The organism is Paenibacillus sp. HJGM_3 (assembly GCF_045062745.1).
Taxonomy (GTDB): domain Bacteria; phylum Bacillota; class Bacilli; order Paenibacillales; family NBRC-103111; genus Paenibacillus_AA.
The window spans coordinates 43,736-62,004 of the sequence record NZ_JBJGED010000016.1; the positions used below are offsets into that span (position 1 = coordinate 43,736).

Sequence of the window (18,269 nt, forward strand, 5' to 3'; positions counted from 1 at the left end):
TGGATCGTACTGGACGAAGCGGCTTACTTTTTCATTTCCGTTTCGATCGCTTTGTTAATCTGCTCTTCCGCGTCCCGGAGCGCGGTGTTAATGTCTTTTTTGCCTTGATACACCGGCACGAGCGCCGCATTGGTGAAAATCGACTTAGCCTGCCCGTCGAACGCCGTCGAGGGCACCGGCTTGGCTATGGCATCCTGGAAGAAAGCGGACAAGTTTTTCCCTTCCATTCCTTTCAAATCTTTCGCGTACTCCTTCTTGATGCTCTCCTTGTTGATGATCGGGATTCTGCCCTGACGCGCCATAATCGTTTGCACCTCGTCTGACAAAAGGTAGGCGATGACCTGGAAAGCAGTATCCTTATTCGGAGACGAAGGCGGAATCACATAGAACGGCGCGTTCATCTGTGAGCTCGAAGCGCTCATCCCTTCGAATCTGGGCAGCGATACGAAATCGACGTTCAGGCCGGCCTCCATCGCCGCGGGCAATTCGGTAATGTAATTCGGTCCAGTACGCATAGCCACATTCTGGTTTTTCAGAAAATTAATCTTCTCATCGCCGGCCTGTTCGTTGCCTACGATTTTGTAGAAGGAGGTCATCACGTCCAGCCAACGTTTCCATGAGTCGGTGTTGATCGCCGCCTTGTTCGTTTTCGGATCGACGAAGCCGAGCGCTAACTGGTCTTTGTACACCACATTTAGCGCATTATATTGGAAGCCCCTGTATTGAACCCCGCCATCGGATCTCGTCACCTTCTTGGCGATGTCGAGCAGCTCTTCCCAAGTCATACCATCCTTCGGATAAGGAACCGCGAATTTATCGAAGATGTTCTTGTTGTAATAGATCGCATTGTTGTTCAGCTCGAACGGCATCATCAGGAATTCCCCTTTGTCGGAAAACGCCTTTACCGCATCCACGGCGCCGGGAACCAGGCGATCGAGGTCGAACTGGTGCTTCTGGATAAGAGGCGTCATGTCGCCGAGCAGACGCAGCGTTCTCAAATCCTGCAGACTGCCGAGCGAGTAGGAGATCAGATCGGGGGTTTGCCCGCCCCCTAGGACGTCGAATATGGTTGAGCCTTTGCCGTCCTTGATCGTTTTCAGCGTTACGTGCGGGAACTTCTTCTGGACGAGCGACTCGATGGTTTCCGCCAAGACGATCGAATTCCCATGGGTAAAAAAGGTTAGAGTAACCGGGGCAGGCGGAGCCCCAGCGTCGGCCACGTTGCTCTTCTCTGCGGATTTGCCAGTATTGCCGGAATTGCCGCATGCCGTAATCATAATAACTACAAGACTAGCGATCATCATCAAACTTAAAAACTTGCGACCCATTTGAAACATGCTGAATCCACCCTCTCTAATCTCCTATTGTGAAGCTTTCCTAACTTAATACAGATTGGCCCCCTGCTTCTGCAACGATTGCTGTACCTTGGTTGCTTGAATTTGGCGCGGATTGACGTTGTCTTGCACGCAAAGCGCCGCTGCGGTACCCGCGGCCTGTCCGATGGCGATGGCGATCGGCTGTACCCGGATAGCCGAATGCGCTTCATGCGTGGCCGAGATCGGGCGGCCGCCGACGAGCAGGTTCTCGATGTTCAACGGAATCAGGGAGCGCAGCGGAATGTCGTACCATTCTCCCGGCTTTAATTTTTGGATGATGGTTCCGCTGCCTGTCGGGTTGTGGATGTCGACCGGGTAGGCGCCGCGGGCGATGACATCGTCGAACTTGCATGCCGATAGGAGCTCTTGGGCCGTCAATACGTGTTCCCCCATGATCCGCCGCGATTCGCGAACACCGATTTGCGGGGCGGTCGTTTGCAAGTAAGCGTTTTCAAATCCAGCGACGTGCCTTTTCAAAAAAGCCACCAGCTGCTGCACTTGACGTCTACCTTCGATTTCGGCCTCTGTCAGCTGCCACGGATCGATCGCGTCCTTCAAAATGACCCGGGTCGTATTGAAGTGGATCACTCCCGGCTGGTTCGCATAAAACCACAGTACATCCTCGCGCGGGCAATCCAGCTCCCCCCGAGCTTTCGCCTCCAAATAGAGCCGGGTGATTTCCTGTTTGTCCGGCATCCGCGGAATGTCGACATCGGCCATGCGGAAATTAAGCGTCATCGGCTGGCAGTTGCTGTCCACTTCACGTCCCTTCTCCACGACGGCTCCGGCCAACGACGCCAAGTCCGCGTCGCCCGTAGTGTCCACGAAAATCCGTGCGCTCATGTCGACAAGCCCCGCCTTGTTGGCCAATTGAATCGTTTCGATCGTTCGCCCGTCCCCGCTCATCTTCGCGCCCGCCAGAAACGTATGATACAGCAGAGTAACTCCGGCTTCCAGACACAGGTGCTCGGCGACATATTTGAGCGCTTCCGGATCGAACGCGTTTCTTGCTTTCGGGTGCCCGTACATCCCGAGTTCGGTCATGCCGTCGATCAATTCCTGAAGCACGCCGAAAATGATTTGTTCCCCTCCATCCCCCGCTCGATACGACATCCACGGGTTCACCATCATGGCAGTTCCCGCTCCGCCCAGAAAACCGTAACGTTCGACAAGCAGCGTCTTGGCTCCTTCTCGGGCGGAAGCGATCGCAGCGGCGATGCCGCTCGGCCCACCTCCCGCAACGATCACATCGAAATCCGTATGGTTGCTTCTCATTCATTCCTCTCCTATCTGGCTGTATATGCATTTATTTATCATTTCCTCCACAGTATAAAGCGAATTTACAGAAGAAAACGATACAACAATTTAATGAAATATGCACTTATTTTCATTGATTGTGCTTTTCCCTGCATTCGATTTTTTTCGTGGGGAATACAAATAGACCGCCTAAATAGAGTAGGCGCATGCAAATGCATGCGCCTCTCACAGAACCGGACGTGCGGATCCTCGCATCCGGCTCCTCCGCGATTATCCCAATTGGGTTTGATGTTCATTGTAAAAACCATTGACGGACGGCCCTTGGCGTTGGCGTTCAGTTGGCGCGTGGGGAGGGCAGGCAGAGGAGTTCCTAAACCGTCTCGCCCTTATGCGCCCGCGTCCCTTTCCAGGACCGCTTCCACAACTGGACCAAGCTCCGTTCCTTCGTCGACGCAATGTACCGAACTTGCTCGTCCGGACACAGCACGATCCCAATTTGATAATGGTCATCGGCGAATATGGCCCGTCCTACAAACTTGCTCTGCCCTTCTAGATTCAGCACCTCCAGCTTGCTGTAAGCCGGATTGACGCTTAATGCCCGGTGAAGCTCCAGTCGAGAGTTCACGGCAATCCCGTTCACCTTCAGGATCACTTCTCCCGCTTCCAGCCCCATCTCGGCCGCCGGCCCCCGGGGCAGTACCGCCAGGATCGTCAGCCCCCTTGCGCCGTGAACGTATCTCGGGGGTTCCTGCGCTTCCGCGCGTTCACCCAACCACACTAACAACTCGTGGAGCCCGATGACGAGGAAGGAAGCGAGCGCAACCATCGCCGGCACCCATTCGGCCAGAGCGGCAAGGCCAATCACGACTACGGCATAGATCAGCAGACGCTTGGCGCTCTCGGCCGCCTTCTCCCGCGGCAGCCGGGAGAGGGTCGTCTCCGCGTACCCGAGCATGACGGGGAAGGCCGCGAATCCCCAGCCTCCGGCCCACGCCTCCCCGCCGAAGAGCGGAGTCCAGGGCAGTTCGGCAGCCGAGCCGCCCGCCATCGGAACGAGCAGGAACAGCGGGACGGGCCAGAACTGCTGCAGCCGGTAGCTGCCGACCATCCGGCCCCGCTTGTTCTCCACGAACAACGGCATGGCGAGCCGGCTGCCCTGCCACTTCACGAACGCCGCCTCCATCAGATGGAGAATTCCGACTAGCGCGATTAACGCGGGCATCTGCACGTCCCGCAGCGAAGCGGCCGCGCCCTCCAGCCACGTCCCTTCCCCGATCGACGGGAAGAGGGCGGCCACTTCGTGCAGCATGCCGAGCACCCCCGCCGCATAAGCCATGCAGAAGAACCGGATCCGCAGCAGCGCCAGCAATACGGTCAGCCCCCAGATCCACCACAAAGCTTCGAGCGTCAAGGTCGCCCCTACGAAAGCCATCGCGACCGAGCCTAAGAATCCGGCCGCTAGGCCGCCCAGCACGGTGCGTCCGGTCGTATCCAGCATCGAGTGCAGCCGGGTGGAGAACAGCTTGCGCTCCAATTGAATTTGTTTGTAGCTATGGAAGGCGACCAGCAGGATCCCTATGTAATAAAAAGGCTGCAGCAGTCCCTGCAGGAACGCTTGCCCCAACCGATCGAAAACGTCTACGAAAACACTCATTGGCCATCTCCTTTAACAATGCAATGCATCCGGACACGACAAGAAACCCCACAAAGTGACGTTGGCCTTCGCAGCTTATACCGATTACTTTGCGGGGGCCCCGAGTTAATAACATCTTATATGAGCAAAAAAGGAAAGAAGGGTTGCTTGCCCTTCTTTCCTCATTTCGACGCGAGCCCGGCATTATCCTGCCCTTACAGGCAAGTTTCCAGCCTTTCCCGTTATGAACTCCGATCCCGTCCGAGGATCATTTCCCCGCCGAGGACTGGATGTATTGCACAGCGGCCTTAAGCTGCAAATCGTTCTTCGCGCTGCGAATCTCTTTGGCGACCGTCTCCTCCAGCTTTTGCGCCGTCTTCTCATCGACTTCGCCCGTGACCGGCAGGTTATTCAGCCGCTGGAACGCCTTGACCGCAATGACCGTCTTGTCGTTGAAGTATCCGTCCGTCCGACCTGGTGTCTGACCGATCCCTTCCAGCATGATTTGCAGGTTTTTCACATCGTCCCCGGCCATGTCCTGCTTCAGCGTCGTCTTCTTGGACAGCGGAGCGACCTTGAAGTAAGCCGGCTGCTCGACCGGAATATCGGGGGCGATGCCCTTCTTATGAATCCAATTCCCATTCGGAGTGAGCCATTTCATGATCGTCATCTTGATGTTGCTGCCGTCCCCGAACTCTTTATCGAATGTGATTTGGACCGTGCCTTTGCCGTACGTTTTCTCGCCGACCAGCTTCGCGCCGCCCATCTCCTGCAGCGCGCCTGCCATGATCTCGGATGCGCTGGCGCTGCCGTTATTGATCAAGACCGCGACCGGATATTTCTTACCGGTCCCTTTGGACACCGTGGCCTGCTTCTCCCCATTGCGGTCCTCGACTTGAACAATCGTCTTCCCCGACGCGAGGAACGGCTCCGACATCTCGATGACGGCCGGGAACAAGCCGCCCGGGTTGTTCCGCACATCGATGACCAGTCCCTTCATGCCTTGATCCTCCAGCTGTTTGAGCGCTTCCTTGAACTTCTGGGCCGTGTGCTGCACGAATTCGCGAATCTCGATTTTGCCGACTTGCCCTTCCAGCATCTCGGAATACACGGTCTCTACCGGAATATCGTCGCGGACGACGATCACTTCGATGGTGTCCATGCCAGGCCGGTTAATTTGCAGCTTCGCTTGCGACCCTTTGGGTCCGCGAATTTTCGCCACCGCCTCCGTCAAGGTCAGGCCGTCCAGCTTTTCGCCGTTCACCGCTAAGATGATGTCGTTCGCCAGAATCCCGGCTTTCTCGGCCGGCGACCCCTTGATCGGCGAAACGACCTTCACCCGGCCCTCCTCCAGCGAGACTTCCGCTCCGATGCCTTGGAAGGAGGAGTTCAGCACGTCCTGGAACTGGCTCGCTTCCTTCGGATCCATATAGGTCGTATAAGGATCGTCCAGAGCTCCCAGCATGCCGTTCACCGCTCCGTCGATCAACTTGCTTTTATCCACTTCGCTGACATAGTTGTCTTGAATCAATTTGAACGTGGTGGACAGCTTGTTCCATTCGGCCGCCGACAGACCGCTCGCCCCGTCCGGCGGGTTTGCTTGTCCTCTCTCCGCCAAACTGGAAGGCTGTACGATCGTCAAAGTCAGAATGCTGCTGGCAAACATCCCGAGCAGCAGGAAGGCAATGAATACTACCAGATTGCGGCCCTTCAAAAACATTCGGTTCGCACCGCCCTTCATACCCGGCTTGTGTCCCCAACTTCCATGCCGTTCACATGCGAAATTCGGGTTCTATTGGTTGGACTTCCCTATTGTATGACAGGCATGTACGATTTATGAATCGCGTCCCGCGTCCCGCGTCTCGCTTACTTAGCCGTTACATACGGCAGCGGGTTCACCGGCGTGCTGTTTTTGCGAATTTCGAAATGCAAATGGTTGCCGGTGGACCGACCGGTCGAGCCGACCTCCGCGATCTTCTGCCCGCGCTTCACCTCGTCGCCTTCCTTCACGACGATCCCGCCGTTGCGAATATGCCCATACCATGATTCGATGGACCCATGGTCGATCACCACCGTATTGCCGTACCCGTTCACGTAACGCGCAATAATGACAGTGCCGGACTCGGCCGCTAGGATCGAAGTCCCCGCGGGAGCCGGGATATCGACACCCGTGTGGTTGGCGTCCGCCTTGTTGATCGGATCGACGCGGTAGCCGAACCCGGAGGACAGCGCCGTACGGCCCGGCAATGGCCAGAGCAGCTGTCCGCCCGTATAAGGGGAAACGGTGCTCGCCTTCGCCTGATTCTCGCGCTTCTTCGCTAGCAATTCCTTGTTCTGCTGGGCCAGCTTCGCCGACTCCTGCTGCTGCTGCTCGCTGATCATTTCCAGCGCCTTCTCTTTACTAGTGTAGCTGGCGATCAACACTTCCTTTTCTTTTTCCTTCGCCACAAGCGAATTCTTAATGATCTCCGCTTGGGTGGTGAGCGTCTGCACTTGCGCCAGCTGCCCTTCCACCTGAACTTTTTTGTCCGCTACGGCCTGCTTGTCCTTTTTGTTCGCCTCGAGAATTTCCTTATCCTGCCCGACGATCGACTTGAGCGCCTGATAGCGGTCCAGAAAATCGCTGAAGCTGGTGGAGTCGAGCAGCACTTCGAGGTAGGAGACGAAGCCGTTCGTATACATGAGCCGGACTCTCGATTTCATCAGATTGTCGCGGGCGGTCACCCGATCCTCGGCTTCGACGAGCTGCTTGTTCGTCTGCTTCAGCTGTTCGGTCACTTGCTCCGTCTGCTGATACAACGCGGTCAGCTGATCGTTCTGATCTTCGATTTGCTTGGCGATTTCTTGCGCGCTTTTGACCTCTTGCGCCTTTTGCTGCGTAACTTCCTTCTTTTGCTTCTCGGCGTCCTGCGCCGCTTTGGCGGCTTCCACCGCCTTTTTCTCATTCAGCCGGAGCTGGTCGTCAATTTCTTTGTCGGTCAGGGCGTAGCCGGTGCCGGGCAGGGCGATCATCAAGGTGATGCCTACGGCCATGAACAGGGACAGGGACGATTTCTTGTTCACTTTCAATGCAGGGCCTCCTTCTTTCTTGGGCGAATCCATCTATGGTTACACTCGCAAAAATTTACGGACGGACAGCAGCGTACCCCAAATGCCGATCATGATCCCGATGCCTAACAGCAGACCGGCTAACATCCACATGAGCTCATTGATGGGAATCAGTTTAATGAGCATGAGCCCGAGCTCGAGCTTCGTAAAATTGTAAAATTCCATGTATCCGTAGAGCAGGATGGCCACCGGAATAGCCGAACCGACCAGCCCTAGCAGTCCGCCCTCGATGAAGAACGGCCAGCGGATGAAGCCGTTGGTCGCGCCGACCAGCTTCATGATGCCGATCTCCTTACGCCTCGCGACGATGGTGATCTTGATCGTGTTGGAGATGAGGAACATCGCGGTGAAAGACAGCAGCCCGACGAAGACGAGTCCGACATTGCGCACGATGGCGGTGACGCGGAAGAGCGTTTCGACCGTGCCTTTGCCGTAGCTCACTTTGTAGATCGGCTTCGGGTTCTTGCCTTGGTTCACCTGCTGAATCCGATCGGCCACTTGATTGACCGCATGCGGATCGTCGACTTCCACGGTGAAGGAATCGTTCAGCGGATTGTTGTCGCCGTCGAAGCCCTCCAGCAGCTCCCGTCCGTCGTTCCCCAGCTTCTCCCGCAGCAGCTTCATGCCGTCTTCCTTCGACACGAAGGTTACTTGCCGGACGTTCGGAATTCCCGCGATCTCGTTGCGTACCGCCTGGATCTGGGCGTCGCTCGTGTTCACCTCGAGGTAGACGCGAATCTCGACCTGACTTTCGATCTGAGTCGCCAAATAATTCACATTCAGCGCCAGAATCAAGAACACGCCTAGGATGAACAGGGAGATGGAGATGGCTCCGATGGAGGCGAACGTCATCCAACCGTTGCGGATTACGTTGCGCGTGCCTTCGCGGGTGTGACGGACGAAGGTTCTAATCTTCATAGCCGTACTCCCCTCTGAGCTCGTCGCGAGCGATAAGGCCGTGTTCGACGGCTAGCACCCGTTTGCGCATCGTGTTCACGATTTCCCGGTTGTGGGTGGCCATGACGATGGTGGCGCCGCGAAAATTGATTTCCTCCAGCAGCTTCATGATGTCCCAGGAATTGTCCGGGTCCAGGTTGCCTGTAGGCTCGTCCGCTATTATGACCGACGGATTGTTCACCACGGCCCGGGCGATCGCTACGCGCTGCTGTTCGCCGCCGGAGAGCTGGGTTGGATAACTGTCGGCCTTCCCGCGCAGCCGGACGAGCTCCAGCACGTCGAGGGCACGCTTCTTGATCAGCTTCTTCGGGGCTTCGACCACTTCCATGGCGAAAGCGACATTTTCATACACGGTGAGTTTGGGGAGCAGCTTGAAGTCTTGGAAAATGACGCCGATGTTGCGCCGGACATACGGGATTTTGCGGGGCTTCAACCGGTCGAGATTAAAGCCGTTCACGAAAATGTGCCCTTGGGTCGGGCGTTCCTCGCGATATATTAGTTTCATAAAAGTGGACTTCCCGGCACCGGAAGGACCCACTACGTAAACGAATTCACTCGGGTCAATCTTGACGCTAACGCCGCGTAAAGCCTGTGTCCCGTCAGGATACGTCTTCCAAACGTCCTGCATTTCAATCAACCAAATCACATCCTGAAAATAGTTAGCTACTAAGGGTTCGACATAAATGCCGCAATTCCTCTAAAAATTCGTGATTTTCAACACGTTTTAGCACAGTGCTTCGGCGTTTGACCTCATTTGGCCGGGTTGTCGGATTTTAGGAGGGGGAAATAGTTCGCGGGAGAGACGCATATAGATGGTTGTACAAGGGGTTGGATGAGCCATCCAATAAATCGCCAGCCTCAAAAACGCGTTCATTCCGGCGCGTGGGGCCGTTTTCATGTCGTACATCCTAGGGGGATCGCAAATGAGGTGGATGTGGCAGAAGTGGAAAACCGTCCTGGCGGTTGCGATCGCGCTATGGGCGCTCGGAATGGCGGCGATCGCCGTCTACGGCGGACAAAAGACCTTCCCCGCCGGCTTCGCCTGGGGCGATTGGCGGATTGGCGGCATGAGCGAAGCCGCCTTCCGTGACGAGCTGGGGCAGCGGCTCGACGCGCTGCTGCAGCGCCGCATCCGCTTCGAGCTGCCGCAGGGCGCAGCGAGCGCAGGCGCCGTCGCCGCGGGCGCAGGCGCCGCGGGCGCAGGCGCCGCGGGCGCAGGCGCGACGTCCACCTTCAGCCTAGCGGAGCTAGGGCTGAAGGTGGACGCGTCGCGCCTGGACGCCGACGCCGAGCGGCTGTTCCGCGGCTCCCGGCTCGAGCGGGCGCGCGCCCGCTGGAGCCTCCGCGGAACGCGCCTGCCGCTCGAGCTGCGCGCCGAGCGCACCGCCGCCCTGCGCGCCGTAGGCTCGCGCTGGCCGCAGCTGCTGCAAGCCCGCCCGCAGGATGCGCGGCGCATCATCACGGCCGACGATCGCGTCGGCTATGTGCCGGGGCAGTCGGCGCTCCAGGTGGACGCCGACGCCTTGCTCACCCAGCTCGGCACTCTAGCCGAGCAGCTGTTTCGCGAGCGGTCCGCCTCCGCGACGGGCGCTCCGGACCTCCGCTTGGCGGCGAACGCCAAGGATCCGATCCCGGTCACGCTCCCCCTGCAGACGATCCCGCCCGCCGTGACAGTCGACATGCTTCGCGCCCAGGGGGTCGATCGCAAAATCGCGGAATTCAGCACCTTTTTCCCCATCAGCGGAGAGGGACGCAAGCACAATATCCGCTCGACCGCGCAAACGATTCAAGACACCTTGCTGAAACCGGACGAGGAGTTCGACTACAGCCAAATCATCCGGGCCACGGAGAAGCAATTCGGTTTCCAGGAGGCTCCCGTCATCCTGAACGGCAAGCTCGTCCCCGGCATCGGAGGCGGCATCTGTCAGGTGTCGACCACATTATACAATGCGGTCCTGCGGGCAGGCCTGAAAATTACGGAGCGCCGAAACCACTCTCTGCCGATCAGCTATGCCCCCTTGGGGCAGGACGCCACGTTCGCGGATGGCTGGATCAACTTTCGGTTCCGGAACACCACGGGCAGCCATCTGCTGATCCGAACCGATGTGACCGAGACGGGAATTACCGTGAAGCTGTTCGGCCGCATGGACGAAGCCGTGACCTATGAGATCGTCTCCAACACGATCGAGACGATCGCCCCGCCTGTCAAAGTCGTCGCCAACCCGACGCTGGCCGCGAACCAGGAAGTGCTGCTGCTCGAAGGCAAACCCGGTTATGTTGTCGAAACGTACCGCATTCGTAAAAAGAACGGGGTTGTTGAAGCCCAAGAGCGCATTTCCAAAGACACCTATTCGCCCCAGCCGACATTAGTGGCACGGCAAAAAGCGGCGGATTCGCCCCAGAAGCCCACCCCAGGCGCCCCCAAGGAAAAGCGCAACGTCCTGGAAGACGGCATCAGCGGGCCTACATTCAACCGCATCACGGGAGCCTTCCGGCAGTAGAGACATACAAAAAAGCCGCTAAATGCGGCTTTTTGCTTTTCGCTCGCACTTGCGGCTCATACAGTCTACATCCTTCTACTTGCTTTTCTCCAAATAAGCGTCGACCCATTCCTGCGTCTTCCGCCATTCCTGCTCGGCGCGCTCGATCGCTTCCGCCACTTGGTTCGAGGCCGTTCCCCCATAGACGTTGCGGGCGTTCACGACATGCTCCGGTTGCAGCACTTTGTAGATATTTTCGTCGAACAGCTTGGAGAACTGGGTGAACTCTTCGAGGGTCAGGTCGAGCAAATACTTCTTGTTCTGAATGCAATACAGCACCGTCTTGCCGATCACTTCATGCGCTTGCCGGAACGGCAATCCCTTGTTCACGAGGAAGTCGGCAATGTCCGTCGCGTTGGAGAAATCCTGGTTCACCGCCTGGCGCATCCGGTCCTTGTTCACCTTCATCGTCGCCACCATCGGCGCGAACAGCTGCAAGGCGCCTTGAAGCGTCCGTACGGTATCGAACATACCTTCCTTGTCTTCCTGCATGTCCTTGTTGTAGGCGAGCGGCAGCGATTTCAGCACCGTCAGCATCCCGACCAGATTGCCGTAGACGCGCCCCGTCTTGCCGCGCACGAGCTCGGCCACGTCCGGGTTCTTCTTCTGCGGCATGATGCTGCTTCCCGTGCAGAAGGCGTCGTCCAGCTCGACGAATTGGAACTCGGTGCTCGACCACAGCACGAGCTCTTCGCAGAAGCGCGACAGGTGCATCATGATCATCGAAGCGTTCGACAGGAACTCGACGATAAAATCGCGATCGCTTACGGCGTCCAGGCTGTTCTCGTACACCCGGTCAAAACCCAGCTTCGACGCGACGAAATGCCGGTCGATCGGAAAGGTAGTCCCGGCCAAAGCGCCCGCGCCCAGGGGGAGCACATTGATGCGCTTGTAGCTGTCCTGCAGCCGCTCCGCGTCCCGCTGGAACATGGACACATACGCCATGAGATGGTGCGCGAACAGGATCGGCTGCGCCCGCTGCAGATGCGTATACCCCGGCACGATCGTCTCCAGATTCGCCTTCGCTTGCGTGAGCAGCGCTTCCTGCAGTTTGCCCAGCAGCCCCACGAACTCGACGACGCGCTTGCGCAAATACAAGTGCATGTCCGTCGCCACTTGGTCGTTGCGGCTCCGTCCGGTATGCAGCTTGCCGCCTACCGGCCCTACATCGTCGATCAGCGCCTTCTCGATGTTCATATGGATATCTTCGTCGCTAATGGAGAACTCCAGCTCTCCGCGGCGGATCCGGTTCATCACCCGGTGCAAGCCGTCCTGGATCGCTTCCACGTCCGCCATAGGCAGAATGCCTTGTTTGCCCAGCATCGCGACGTGGGCGAGGCTGCCCTGGATGTCTTCCTCCGCCAATTCCTTGTCGAACATGATGGAAGCTGTATATTCTTCAACCAATTGATCCGTTTTTTTGGTGAACCGGCCACCCCACAGTTTGGACACGCCATCCACTTCCTTTCGCACTTCGAGTCTCTTTTGTTCAAAAAACGCCCTCTTCCGAAAAATATCCCCGTAAATCCTCGCCTAAGAGGGAATTTCTCCCCCTTTTCGATGGATTTTCCGATGTATCGGTTCCATGTAGAGGAATTCCTCCCTCTCTTTTAGACGAAATCCATCCAATTAGGGGTTTCATCCCGAAAGAGAGGGAGCTTTTCCCCCTGAAGCAGCCGAAAATCATAAAATCGGCGCAAACAGAGGAGGTTTTCCCTCTCCGATCCGCCGAGAGCCGAAAGCCTTCTTCTTTTTGTCCCAAAAATGGGCCGCTATGCGCGGCCCCTTCTGGATGTAGCACGTTGAATTCTGGATTCGTTCTGCAGCTTCGTTGCTGTAAGCCTACTTGTCCGCGTTTTGATGCACGCCCGAAGCGACCTTCAGACGAAGCGCGTTCAACCGGATGAAGCCGGTCGCGTCGTTCTGATTGTACGCTTGTGTCGGGTCGGCTTCCATCGTTGCGATGTTCGGGTTGTACAGGCTGACCGGGCTCTTCACACCGGCGCCGATGACGTTGCCCTTGTACAGCTTCAGGCGAACCGTCCCCGTCACGTTCTTCTGGCTCTCGGTCACGAGCGCCTGGATCGCGAGGCGTTCCGGTGCGAACCAAAAGCCGTTGTACACAAGCGAAGCATAGCGCGGAATCAAGCCGTCGCGCAGATGCATCACTTCGCGGTCCATGGTCAGCGACTCCATCTTGCGGTGAGCCGTGAACAGAATCGTGCCGCCTGGCGTCTCGTACACACCGCGGCTCTTCATGCCGACGAAGCGGTTCTCGACCATGTCCACCCGGCCGATGCCGTGCTTGCCGCCGATCTCATTCAGCGTCTCCATAATTTTCAGCGGGATCATACGCTCGCCATTGATGGCGACGCAGATGCCCTTCTCGAATTCCAGCTCGATGTATTCCGCCTCATCCGGCGCATCCTGCGGATCTACGCTCAGCACGTACATATCGCGGTTCGAATCCGCCGCGGCGTCGAACCAAGGATCCTCCAGCATGCCGCTCTCGAAGCTGATGTGCAGCAGGTTGCGGTCCGTCGAGTACGGCTTGGCCGCGCTCGCGGTGACGTTGATGCCGTGCTTTTCGGCATAGGCGATCATCTCCGCGCGGCCCGGAAACGTCTCGCGGAACACTTCGTCGCGCCAAGGCGCGATCACTTCAATCTCCGGTGCCAGCGCCGCCGCGGTCAGCTCGAAGCGCACTTGGTCGTTGCCCTTGCCGGTCGCGCCGTGCGCGATATACTTCGCGCCTTCCGCGCGGGCGATCTCGACCATCCGCTTCGCGATCAGCGGACGGGCGATGCTCGTGCCGAGCAAGTATTGCCCTTCATACAGCGCGCCCGCCGCGAACATCGGGTTGATGAAGTCGCGCGCGAACTCTTCGGTCAAGTCGTCGATATACGCCTTGGTCGCGCCCGTGCGAAGCGCCTTCTCCTCGAGGCCGTCCAGCTCGTCGCCTTGGCCGATATTCGCCGTGAACGTAATGATTTCCGCGTCGTACGTCTCCTTCAGCCACGCCAGAATGACGGACGTATCGAGACCGCCGGAGTAGGCCAGGACGATTTTATCTTTTGCCATCTTCGTTTCCCCTTTAGCTATGAATTCACCCTACATCAGGGCTGCCATAATGGCTTTTTGCGCGTGCAGCCGGTTCTCCGCCTGGTCGAAAATAATCGAGTTCGGGCCGTCAATGACGCCCTCGCTCACTTCCTCGCCCCGATGGGCAGGCAGACAATGCAGGAACAAGTAATCCTTTTTCGCGTATTTCACAAGATCTTCGTTCACTTGGAAGTTGCGGAACGCCTTCTCCCGCTCCTGCTGCTCTTCTTCGAAGCCCATGCTGGCCCATACGTCCGTGTAGACCACGTCCGCATCGGCGATCGCTTCCTTCGGATCTTGGCACACGTACACCGAACCGCCGGTCCGAGCTGCATTCTCCTTGGACGCGCGATGCACTTCCGCATTCGGCATGTACCCTTCCGGCGAAGCGACCGAGATGTGCATTCCGAGCTTGGCCGCTCCCATCATCAAGGAGTGTACCATATTATTCCCATCGCCGATATACGCGATTTTGAGCCCTTTCAGGCGGCCCTTGTGCTCCAGCACTGTCTGATAGTCCGCCATCACCTGGCACGGATGCTCCAGATCGGTCAGACCGTTGATAACGGGGATCGTAGCGCCGCGGGCGAGCTCGATGATGCGGCGATGCTCGAACGTCCGGATCATGATGCCGTCCAGGTAACGGGACATCACTTGCGCGGTATCCCAGACCGGTTCACCCCGACCCAGCTGCAGATCGTTTTTGCTCAAAAAGAGCGCGTGGCCGCCCAACTGGTACATCCCGACTTCGAACGAAACCCGTGTCCGCGTCGACGACTTCTCGAAGATCATTCCGAGCGTCTTGCCCTTGAGCGGCTGGTACACTTCCCCGGCCTTTTGTTTCTTTTTTAAATCGATCGCCAGGTCGATCAAATAAAGCAGTTCTTCCGGTGTATAGTCATCCAGCGCGAGAAAATCTCTTCCCTTCAGGCTGGCGATCATCTCTTCCATTGTAGCTTCGGCCATGCTCATTCCTTCTTTCTCTTCAGATTCGACGGGCGGTCAGGACGCGCCGGCCACGGAAGCTTGCTCGGCCAGCACCCGGCTGATGATCTCGGCGCCGCGGTTCAGCTCCTCGTCCGTGACGAGGAAGTTCGGCAGCAGCCGAATCACGTTCGGGCCCGCGCTGATGACGATGAGTCCTTGCTTGTGCATCGCGGACACCATTTCGCCTACAGGCTGAGCGCACTCGATGCCGATGAGCAGCCCCAGGCCGCGTACCGTCTTGACCAGCGGATTGCCGGCGAGCTTCGCCTTCAGCTGATTCTGCAGGTAAGCCCCTTTCTCCGCTGCGCGGTCGACGAGCTTCTCTTCGAGCATCTGCTCCAGCGTGGCGATCCCTGCCGCGGTGGCGATCGGCGTGCCGCCGAAGGTCGTGCCGTGGCTGCCTGCCGAGAGGGCGTCGCGCAGCTTCGCCTTGCCGAGCATCGCGCCGATCGGGAAGCCGCTGCCGAGCCCTTTGGCCAGCGTCATGATGTCCGGCTCGACGCCGTAGTGCTCGTAGGCGAACAGCTTGCCAGTCCGCCCGATCCCGGTTTGGATTTCATCCGCGATGAGGAGCAGGTTATGCTTGTCGCATAAGCGCACCACTTCCTGCACGAATTCCGGCGTCGCCGGGATAACCCCGCCTTCGCCCTGCACGAACTCAAGCATGATGGCGCACGTTTTGTCCGTCACGAACGATTTCAGCGCTTCCACGTCATTATACGGAGCATGCACGAAGCCCACCGGTAACGGGTGGAAGCCTTCTTTGACTTTATCTTGCCCGGTAGCGGTCAGAGTAGCCAAAGTCCGTCCGTGGAACGAGGTCTGGAACGTGATCACTTCGTAGCGGTCGTTGCCGAGAATCTTGGAGTTGTATCGACGAGCCAGCTTGATCGCCGCTTCGTTCGCCTCCGCGCCGCTGTTGCAGAAGAATACGGCGTCCGCGAAGCTGTTCGCGGTCAGCAGCTGCGCCAGCTGTTCTTGATTCGGGATGTGGAACAGGTTGCTCACATGCCACAGCTGATCGAGCTGCTCGACGAGCCGGTCCCTCACCCGCTTCGGGGTGTGGCCGAGGTTCGTCACCGCAATCCCGCTCGCGAAATCGAGGTACTCGTTCCCTTGATCGTCCCACAGCTTGCTGCCTTCGCCCTTCACCATCGTGATCGGAAATCTGGCATACGTCGGAAACAATGCGCTCTGCTGCTCACTCATGGTTTCTCACTCCGTTCCCCGTGTAATTCGCGTCCCGATGGGATCGCCGTTCAAAACTTTGCTCAGGACGCCCGGCTCGCTGCCGTTCACGATGACGACCTCCTGCACCTTCCCCTGGATGCATTGCGTAGCCGCCCGGACCTTCGGGATCATGCCGCCGTAGATGTCGCCGCTCGCGATCATCGCTTCCGTCTCGGCCACGGTCACGACCGGCAGCACTTGCTTCACGCCGTCGATCTCCTTCAGGATGCCTGGCACGTCGGTCACGACGATCATCCGCTCCACGCCGATATGGGAGGCAACCGCACCGGCCGCCGTGTCGGCGTTGATGTTGTACCGCTGTCCCTTCGCATCCAGCCCGATCGGCGCGATGACCGGCATGTAGCCCAGGTCCACGATGCCTTGGACGAGCTCGCCGTTCACATGCGTTACGTCGCCGACGAAACCGATCTCGCTCGCATTCGCTACCGGCTCGGCGTGGATCAGGTGCCCGTCCTCGCCGGACAAGCCCAGCGCTCGGCCGCCCGACAGTTGGATGCGGCGTACGATCTCCTTGTTAATCTGGCCGGCCAGCACCATCTCGACGACGTCCAGCACCGCGTCATTCGTCTTGCGCAGGCCGCCTACGAACTCCGTCTCGATGCCGAGCTTGCCGAGCATCTCGGAGATCGCCGGACCGCCGCCATGCACGATGACGGGGATCATCCCGTCCGTTTGCAGGGCTCGCAGATCGGCGAAGAAGGAATCGGGCAGCGCCGCGAGCGTGCTGCCCCCGCATTTCATAACAAAGCAAGACTGACTCATTTTCCGCTCTCCTCCCTACGTCCGATACGCCGCGTTAATGCGCACATAGTCGTAAGTCAAATCGCAGCCCCAAGCCGTAGCGGACGCTTCTCCCATGTTCAAGTTCACATGGATGAGCACGAACTCGCCCTTGAGGTATTCCGTCGCCTTCGGATCATCGAACGGCAGCGGGCGGGACTGCTCCATAACCGGGATGTCGCCGATCCGGATGTCGACCGTCTCCGTATTCACAGGCTTGCCTGCACGACCTACTGCGGCGATGATTCGTCCCCAGTTGGCGTCAGCGCCGAAGCAAGCGGATTTCACGAGGCTGGAGCCGATGACCGTTTTGGCTATCGCTCTTGCATCTTCCACGGAAGCCGCGCCCGCGACGGTTACTTCTATCAGCTTGGTTGCGCCTTCCCCATCACGGGCAATCGCCTTCGCCAGATACTCCCCGACATATTGGAACGCATCGGCGAAGACCGACCAATCGGGATGCTCCGGTGTCAGGGGCGCATTCTCCGCCAGCCCGCTCGCCATCGTCACCACCATGTCGTTCGTGCTTGTGTCGCCGTCGACTGTAATCATATTAAACGTCATGTCCGTCGACCGATTCAGCAGCTGCTGCAGATAGGCCGACGAGATGACGGCATCTGTCGTAATAAACCCAAGCATCGTGGCCATGTTCGGATGGATCATGCCGGAGCCTTTCGCCGCGCCGGCGATGTGCACGGTCTTGCCGTTCACGGTCAGCTGGACGCAAGTCACTTTCTTGACCAGGTCGGTGGTCAAGATCGCTTGCGAGAACTGCTCCCCGCCGTTCTCGTCGGACGACACGACCGCTGGCAGACCGGCGATGCCCGGATTCACCCGGTCCATCTTCAGCAGCTCGCCGATTACTCCGGTCGAGGTTACGCCCACATAATGGTCCGGCACGCCGAACGCGCGGGCTGCCCCGGAACGCATCGCCCGGGCGTCCTCCTCGCCTTGCTTGCCGGTGCAAGCGTTGGCGTTGCCGCTGTTGACGAGCATCACCTGCAGCTTGCCCTCTACCGCGACGCTTTCCTTCGTCACCTTGAGCGGCGCCGCCTGGAACGCATTGAGCGTGTACACGGCCGCCGCCGTGGCCGGCACGTCGCAGACGATAACCCCGAGGTCGTTTCGCTTCGTCTTTTTCAATCCGCAATGCAGGCCGCCCGCGCGAAAGCCCTTAGGCGTCGTAACCGAACCGTTCTCCACTACCGTAAACTGTCCTTGCTGCGACATGTCTCCCCATCACCTGTCCCTTTGCTCTTTCAACTGTACACTCGTTTT

At 58.3% G+C, this 18,269-nt stretch carries 14 protein-coding genes; 1 reads left to right on the forward strand and 13 read right to left on the reverse strand.

What is annotated here, in order from left to right:
• Positions 1-23 precede the first annotated feature (23 nt).
• The 7 genes from ACI5FR_RS18065 to ftsE form a co-directional block, all read right to left on the reverse strand.
• Entirely contained in the window at positions 24-1,337 is a 1,314-nt protein-coding gene (locus ACI5FR_RS18065; RefSeq protein ID WP_405456786.1) for an ABC transporter substrate-binding protein, read from the reverse strand.
• Between the two features lie 45 nt (positions 1,338-1,382).
• A complete protein-coding gene (locus tag ACI5FR_RS18070) occupies positions 1,383-2,651 on the reverse strand; it encodes an FAD-dependent oxidoreductase (protein WP_405456787.1) in 1,269 nt (422 codons plus the stop codon).
• A gap of 352 nt (positions 2,652-3,003) precedes the next feature.
• Positions 3,004-4,287: a PDZ domain-containing protein gene (locus tag ACI5FR_RS18075; protein WP_405456790.1), complete on the reverse strand. Its 1,284-nt coding sequence runs from the start codon at positions 4,285-4,287 to the stop codon at positions 3,004-3,006.
• A gap of 247 nt (positions 4,288-4,534) precedes the next feature.
• Positions 4,535-5,986 (reverse strand): S41 family peptidase, encoded by a 1,452-nt coding sequence (locus tag ACI5FR_RS18080; RefSeq protein WP_405456793.1) that lies wholly within the window; start codon positions 5,984-5,986, stop codon positions 4,535-4,537.
• Between the two features lie 146 nt (positions 5,987-6,132).
• Entirely contained in the window at positions 6,133-7,329 is a 1,197-nt protein-coding gene (locus ACI5FR_RS18085; RefSeq protein ID WP_405456990.1) for a murein hydrolase activator EnvC family protein, read from the reverse strand.
• Between the two features lie 45 nt (positions 7,330-7,374).
• On the reverse strand, positions 7,375-8,292 hold the full coding sequence (ftsX, locus tag ACI5FR_RS18090) for a permease-like cell division protein FtsX (RefSeq protein WP_405456795.1): 918 nt from the start codon (positions 8,290-8,292) through the stop codon (positions 7,375-7,377).
• On the reverse strand, positions 8,282-8,968 hold the full coding sequence (gene ftsE / locus ACI5FR_RS18095; RefSeq protein WP_405456796.1) for a cell division ATP-binding protein FtsE: 687 nt from the start codon (positions 8,966-8,968) through the stop codon (positions 8,282-8,284). The genes ftsX and ftsE overlap by 11 nt, the downstream gene beginning before the upstream one ends.
• 286 nt (positions 8,969-9,254) lie before the next feature.
• On the opposite strand from ftsE, the gene ACI5FR_RS18100 reads away from it, so the two are divergent.
• Positions 9,255-10,832 carry a VanW family protein gene (locus ACI5FR_RS18100; RefSeq protein WP_405456798.1) on the forward strand — a complete coding sequence of 526 codons (1,578 nt, stop codon included), beginning with the start codon at positions 9,255-9,257 and terminating at the stop codon, positions 10,830-10,832.
• A gap of 75 nt (positions 10,833-10,907) precedes the next feature.
• Here ACI5FR_RS18100 and argH read toward each other — a convergent pair whose 3' ends face one another.
• The 6 genes from argH to argJ form a co-directional block, all read right to left on the reverse strand.
• Complete coding sequence (gene argH, locus ACI5FR_RS18105) at positions 10,908-12,323, reverse strand: argininosuccinate lyase (RefSeq protein WP_405456799.1); 1,416 nt, start codon at positions 12,321-12,323, stop codon at positions 10,908-10,910.
• A gap of 390 nt (positions 12,324-12,713) precedes the next feature.
• Positions 12,714-13,952, reverse strand: a complete 1,239-nt coding sequence (locus tag ACI5FR_RS18110) for an argininosuccinate synthase (RefSeq protein WP_405456802.1) — start codon at positions 13,950-13,952, stop codon at positions 12,714-12,716.
• Positions 13,953-13,982: 30 nt separating this feature from the next.
• Positions 13,983-14,939, reverse strand: coding sequence for an ornithine carbamoyltransferase (argF, locus tag ACI5FR_RS18115; RefSeq protein WP_405456804.1), 957 nt, complete (start codon positions 14,937-14,939; stop codon positions 13,983-13,985).
• A gap of 36 nt (positions 14,940-14,975) precedes the next feature.
• Positions 14,976-16,169: an acetylornithine transaminase gene (locus ACI5FR_RS18120; protein ID WP_405456806.1), complete on the reverse strand. Its 1,194-nt coding sequence runs from the start codon at positions 16,167-16,169 to the stop codon at positions 14,976-14,978.
• Between the two features lie 6 nt (positions 16,170-16,175).
• On the reverse strand, positions 16,176-16,973 hold the full coding sequence (gene argB / locus ACI5FR_RS18125; protein WP_405456807.1) for an acetylglutamate kinase: 798 nt from the start codon (positions 16,971-16,973) through the stop codon (positions 16,176-16,178).
• A 15-nt stretch (positions 16,974-16,988) separates the two neighbouring features.
• Entirely contained in the window at positions 16,989-18,221 is a 1,233-nt protein-coding gene (gene argJ, locus ACI5FR_RS18130) for a bifunctional glutamate N-acetyltransferase/amino-acid acetyltransferase ArgJ (protein ID WP_405456809.1), read from the reverse strand.
• Positions 18,222-18,269 lie beyond the last annotated feature (48 nt).

Excerpts from the sequence above, each read along its gene's own strand:
- ACI5FR_RS18065 (WP_405456786.1), bottom strand. The coding sequence starts at position 1,337 with ATGTTTCAAATGGGTCGCAAGTTTTTAAGTTTGATGATGATCGCTAGT.
- ACI5FR_RS18070 (WP_405456787.1), bottom strand. The coding sequence starts at position 2,651 with ATGAGAAGCAACCATACGGATTTCGATGTGATCGTTGCGGGAGGTGGG.
- ACI5FR_RS18075 (WP_405456790.1), bottom strand. The coding sequence starts at position 4,287 with ATGAGTGTTTTCGTAGACGTTTTCGATCGGTTGGGGCAAGCGTTCCTG.
- ACI5FR_RS18080 (WP_405456793.1), bottom strand. The coding sequence starts at position 5,986 with ATGTTTTTGAAGGGCCGCAATCTGGTAGTATTCATTGCCTTCCTGCTG.
- ftsX (WP_405456795.1), bottom strand. The coding sequence starts at position 8,292 with ATGAAGATTAGAACCTTCGTCCGTCACACCCGCGAAGGCACGCGCAAC.
- ACI5FR_RS18100 (WP_405456798.1), top strand. The coding sequence starts at position 9,255 with ATGAGGTGGATGTGGCAGAAGTGGAAAACCGTCCTGGCGGTTGCGATC.
- ACI5FR_RS18110 (WP_405456802.1), bottom strand. The coding sequence starts at position 13,952 with ATGGCAAAAGATAAAATCGTCCTGGCCTACTCCGGCGGTCTCGATACG.
- argF (WP_405456804.1), bottom strand. The coding sequence starts at position 14,939 with ATGGCCGAAGCTACAATGGAAGAGATGATCGCCAGCCTGAAGGGAAGA.
- ACI5FR_RS18120 (WP_405456806.1), bottom strand. The coding sequence starts at position 16,169 with ATGAGTGAGCAGCAGAGCGCATTGTTTCCGACGTATGCCAGATTTCCG.
- argB (WP_405456807.1), bottom strand. The coding sequence starts at position 16,973 with ATGAGTCAGTCTTGCTTTGTTATGAAATGCGGGGGCAGCACGCTCGCG.
- argJ (WP_405456809.1), bottom strand. The coding sequence starts at position 18,221 with ATGTCGCAGCAAGGACAGTTTACGGTAGTGGAGAACGGTTCGGTTACG.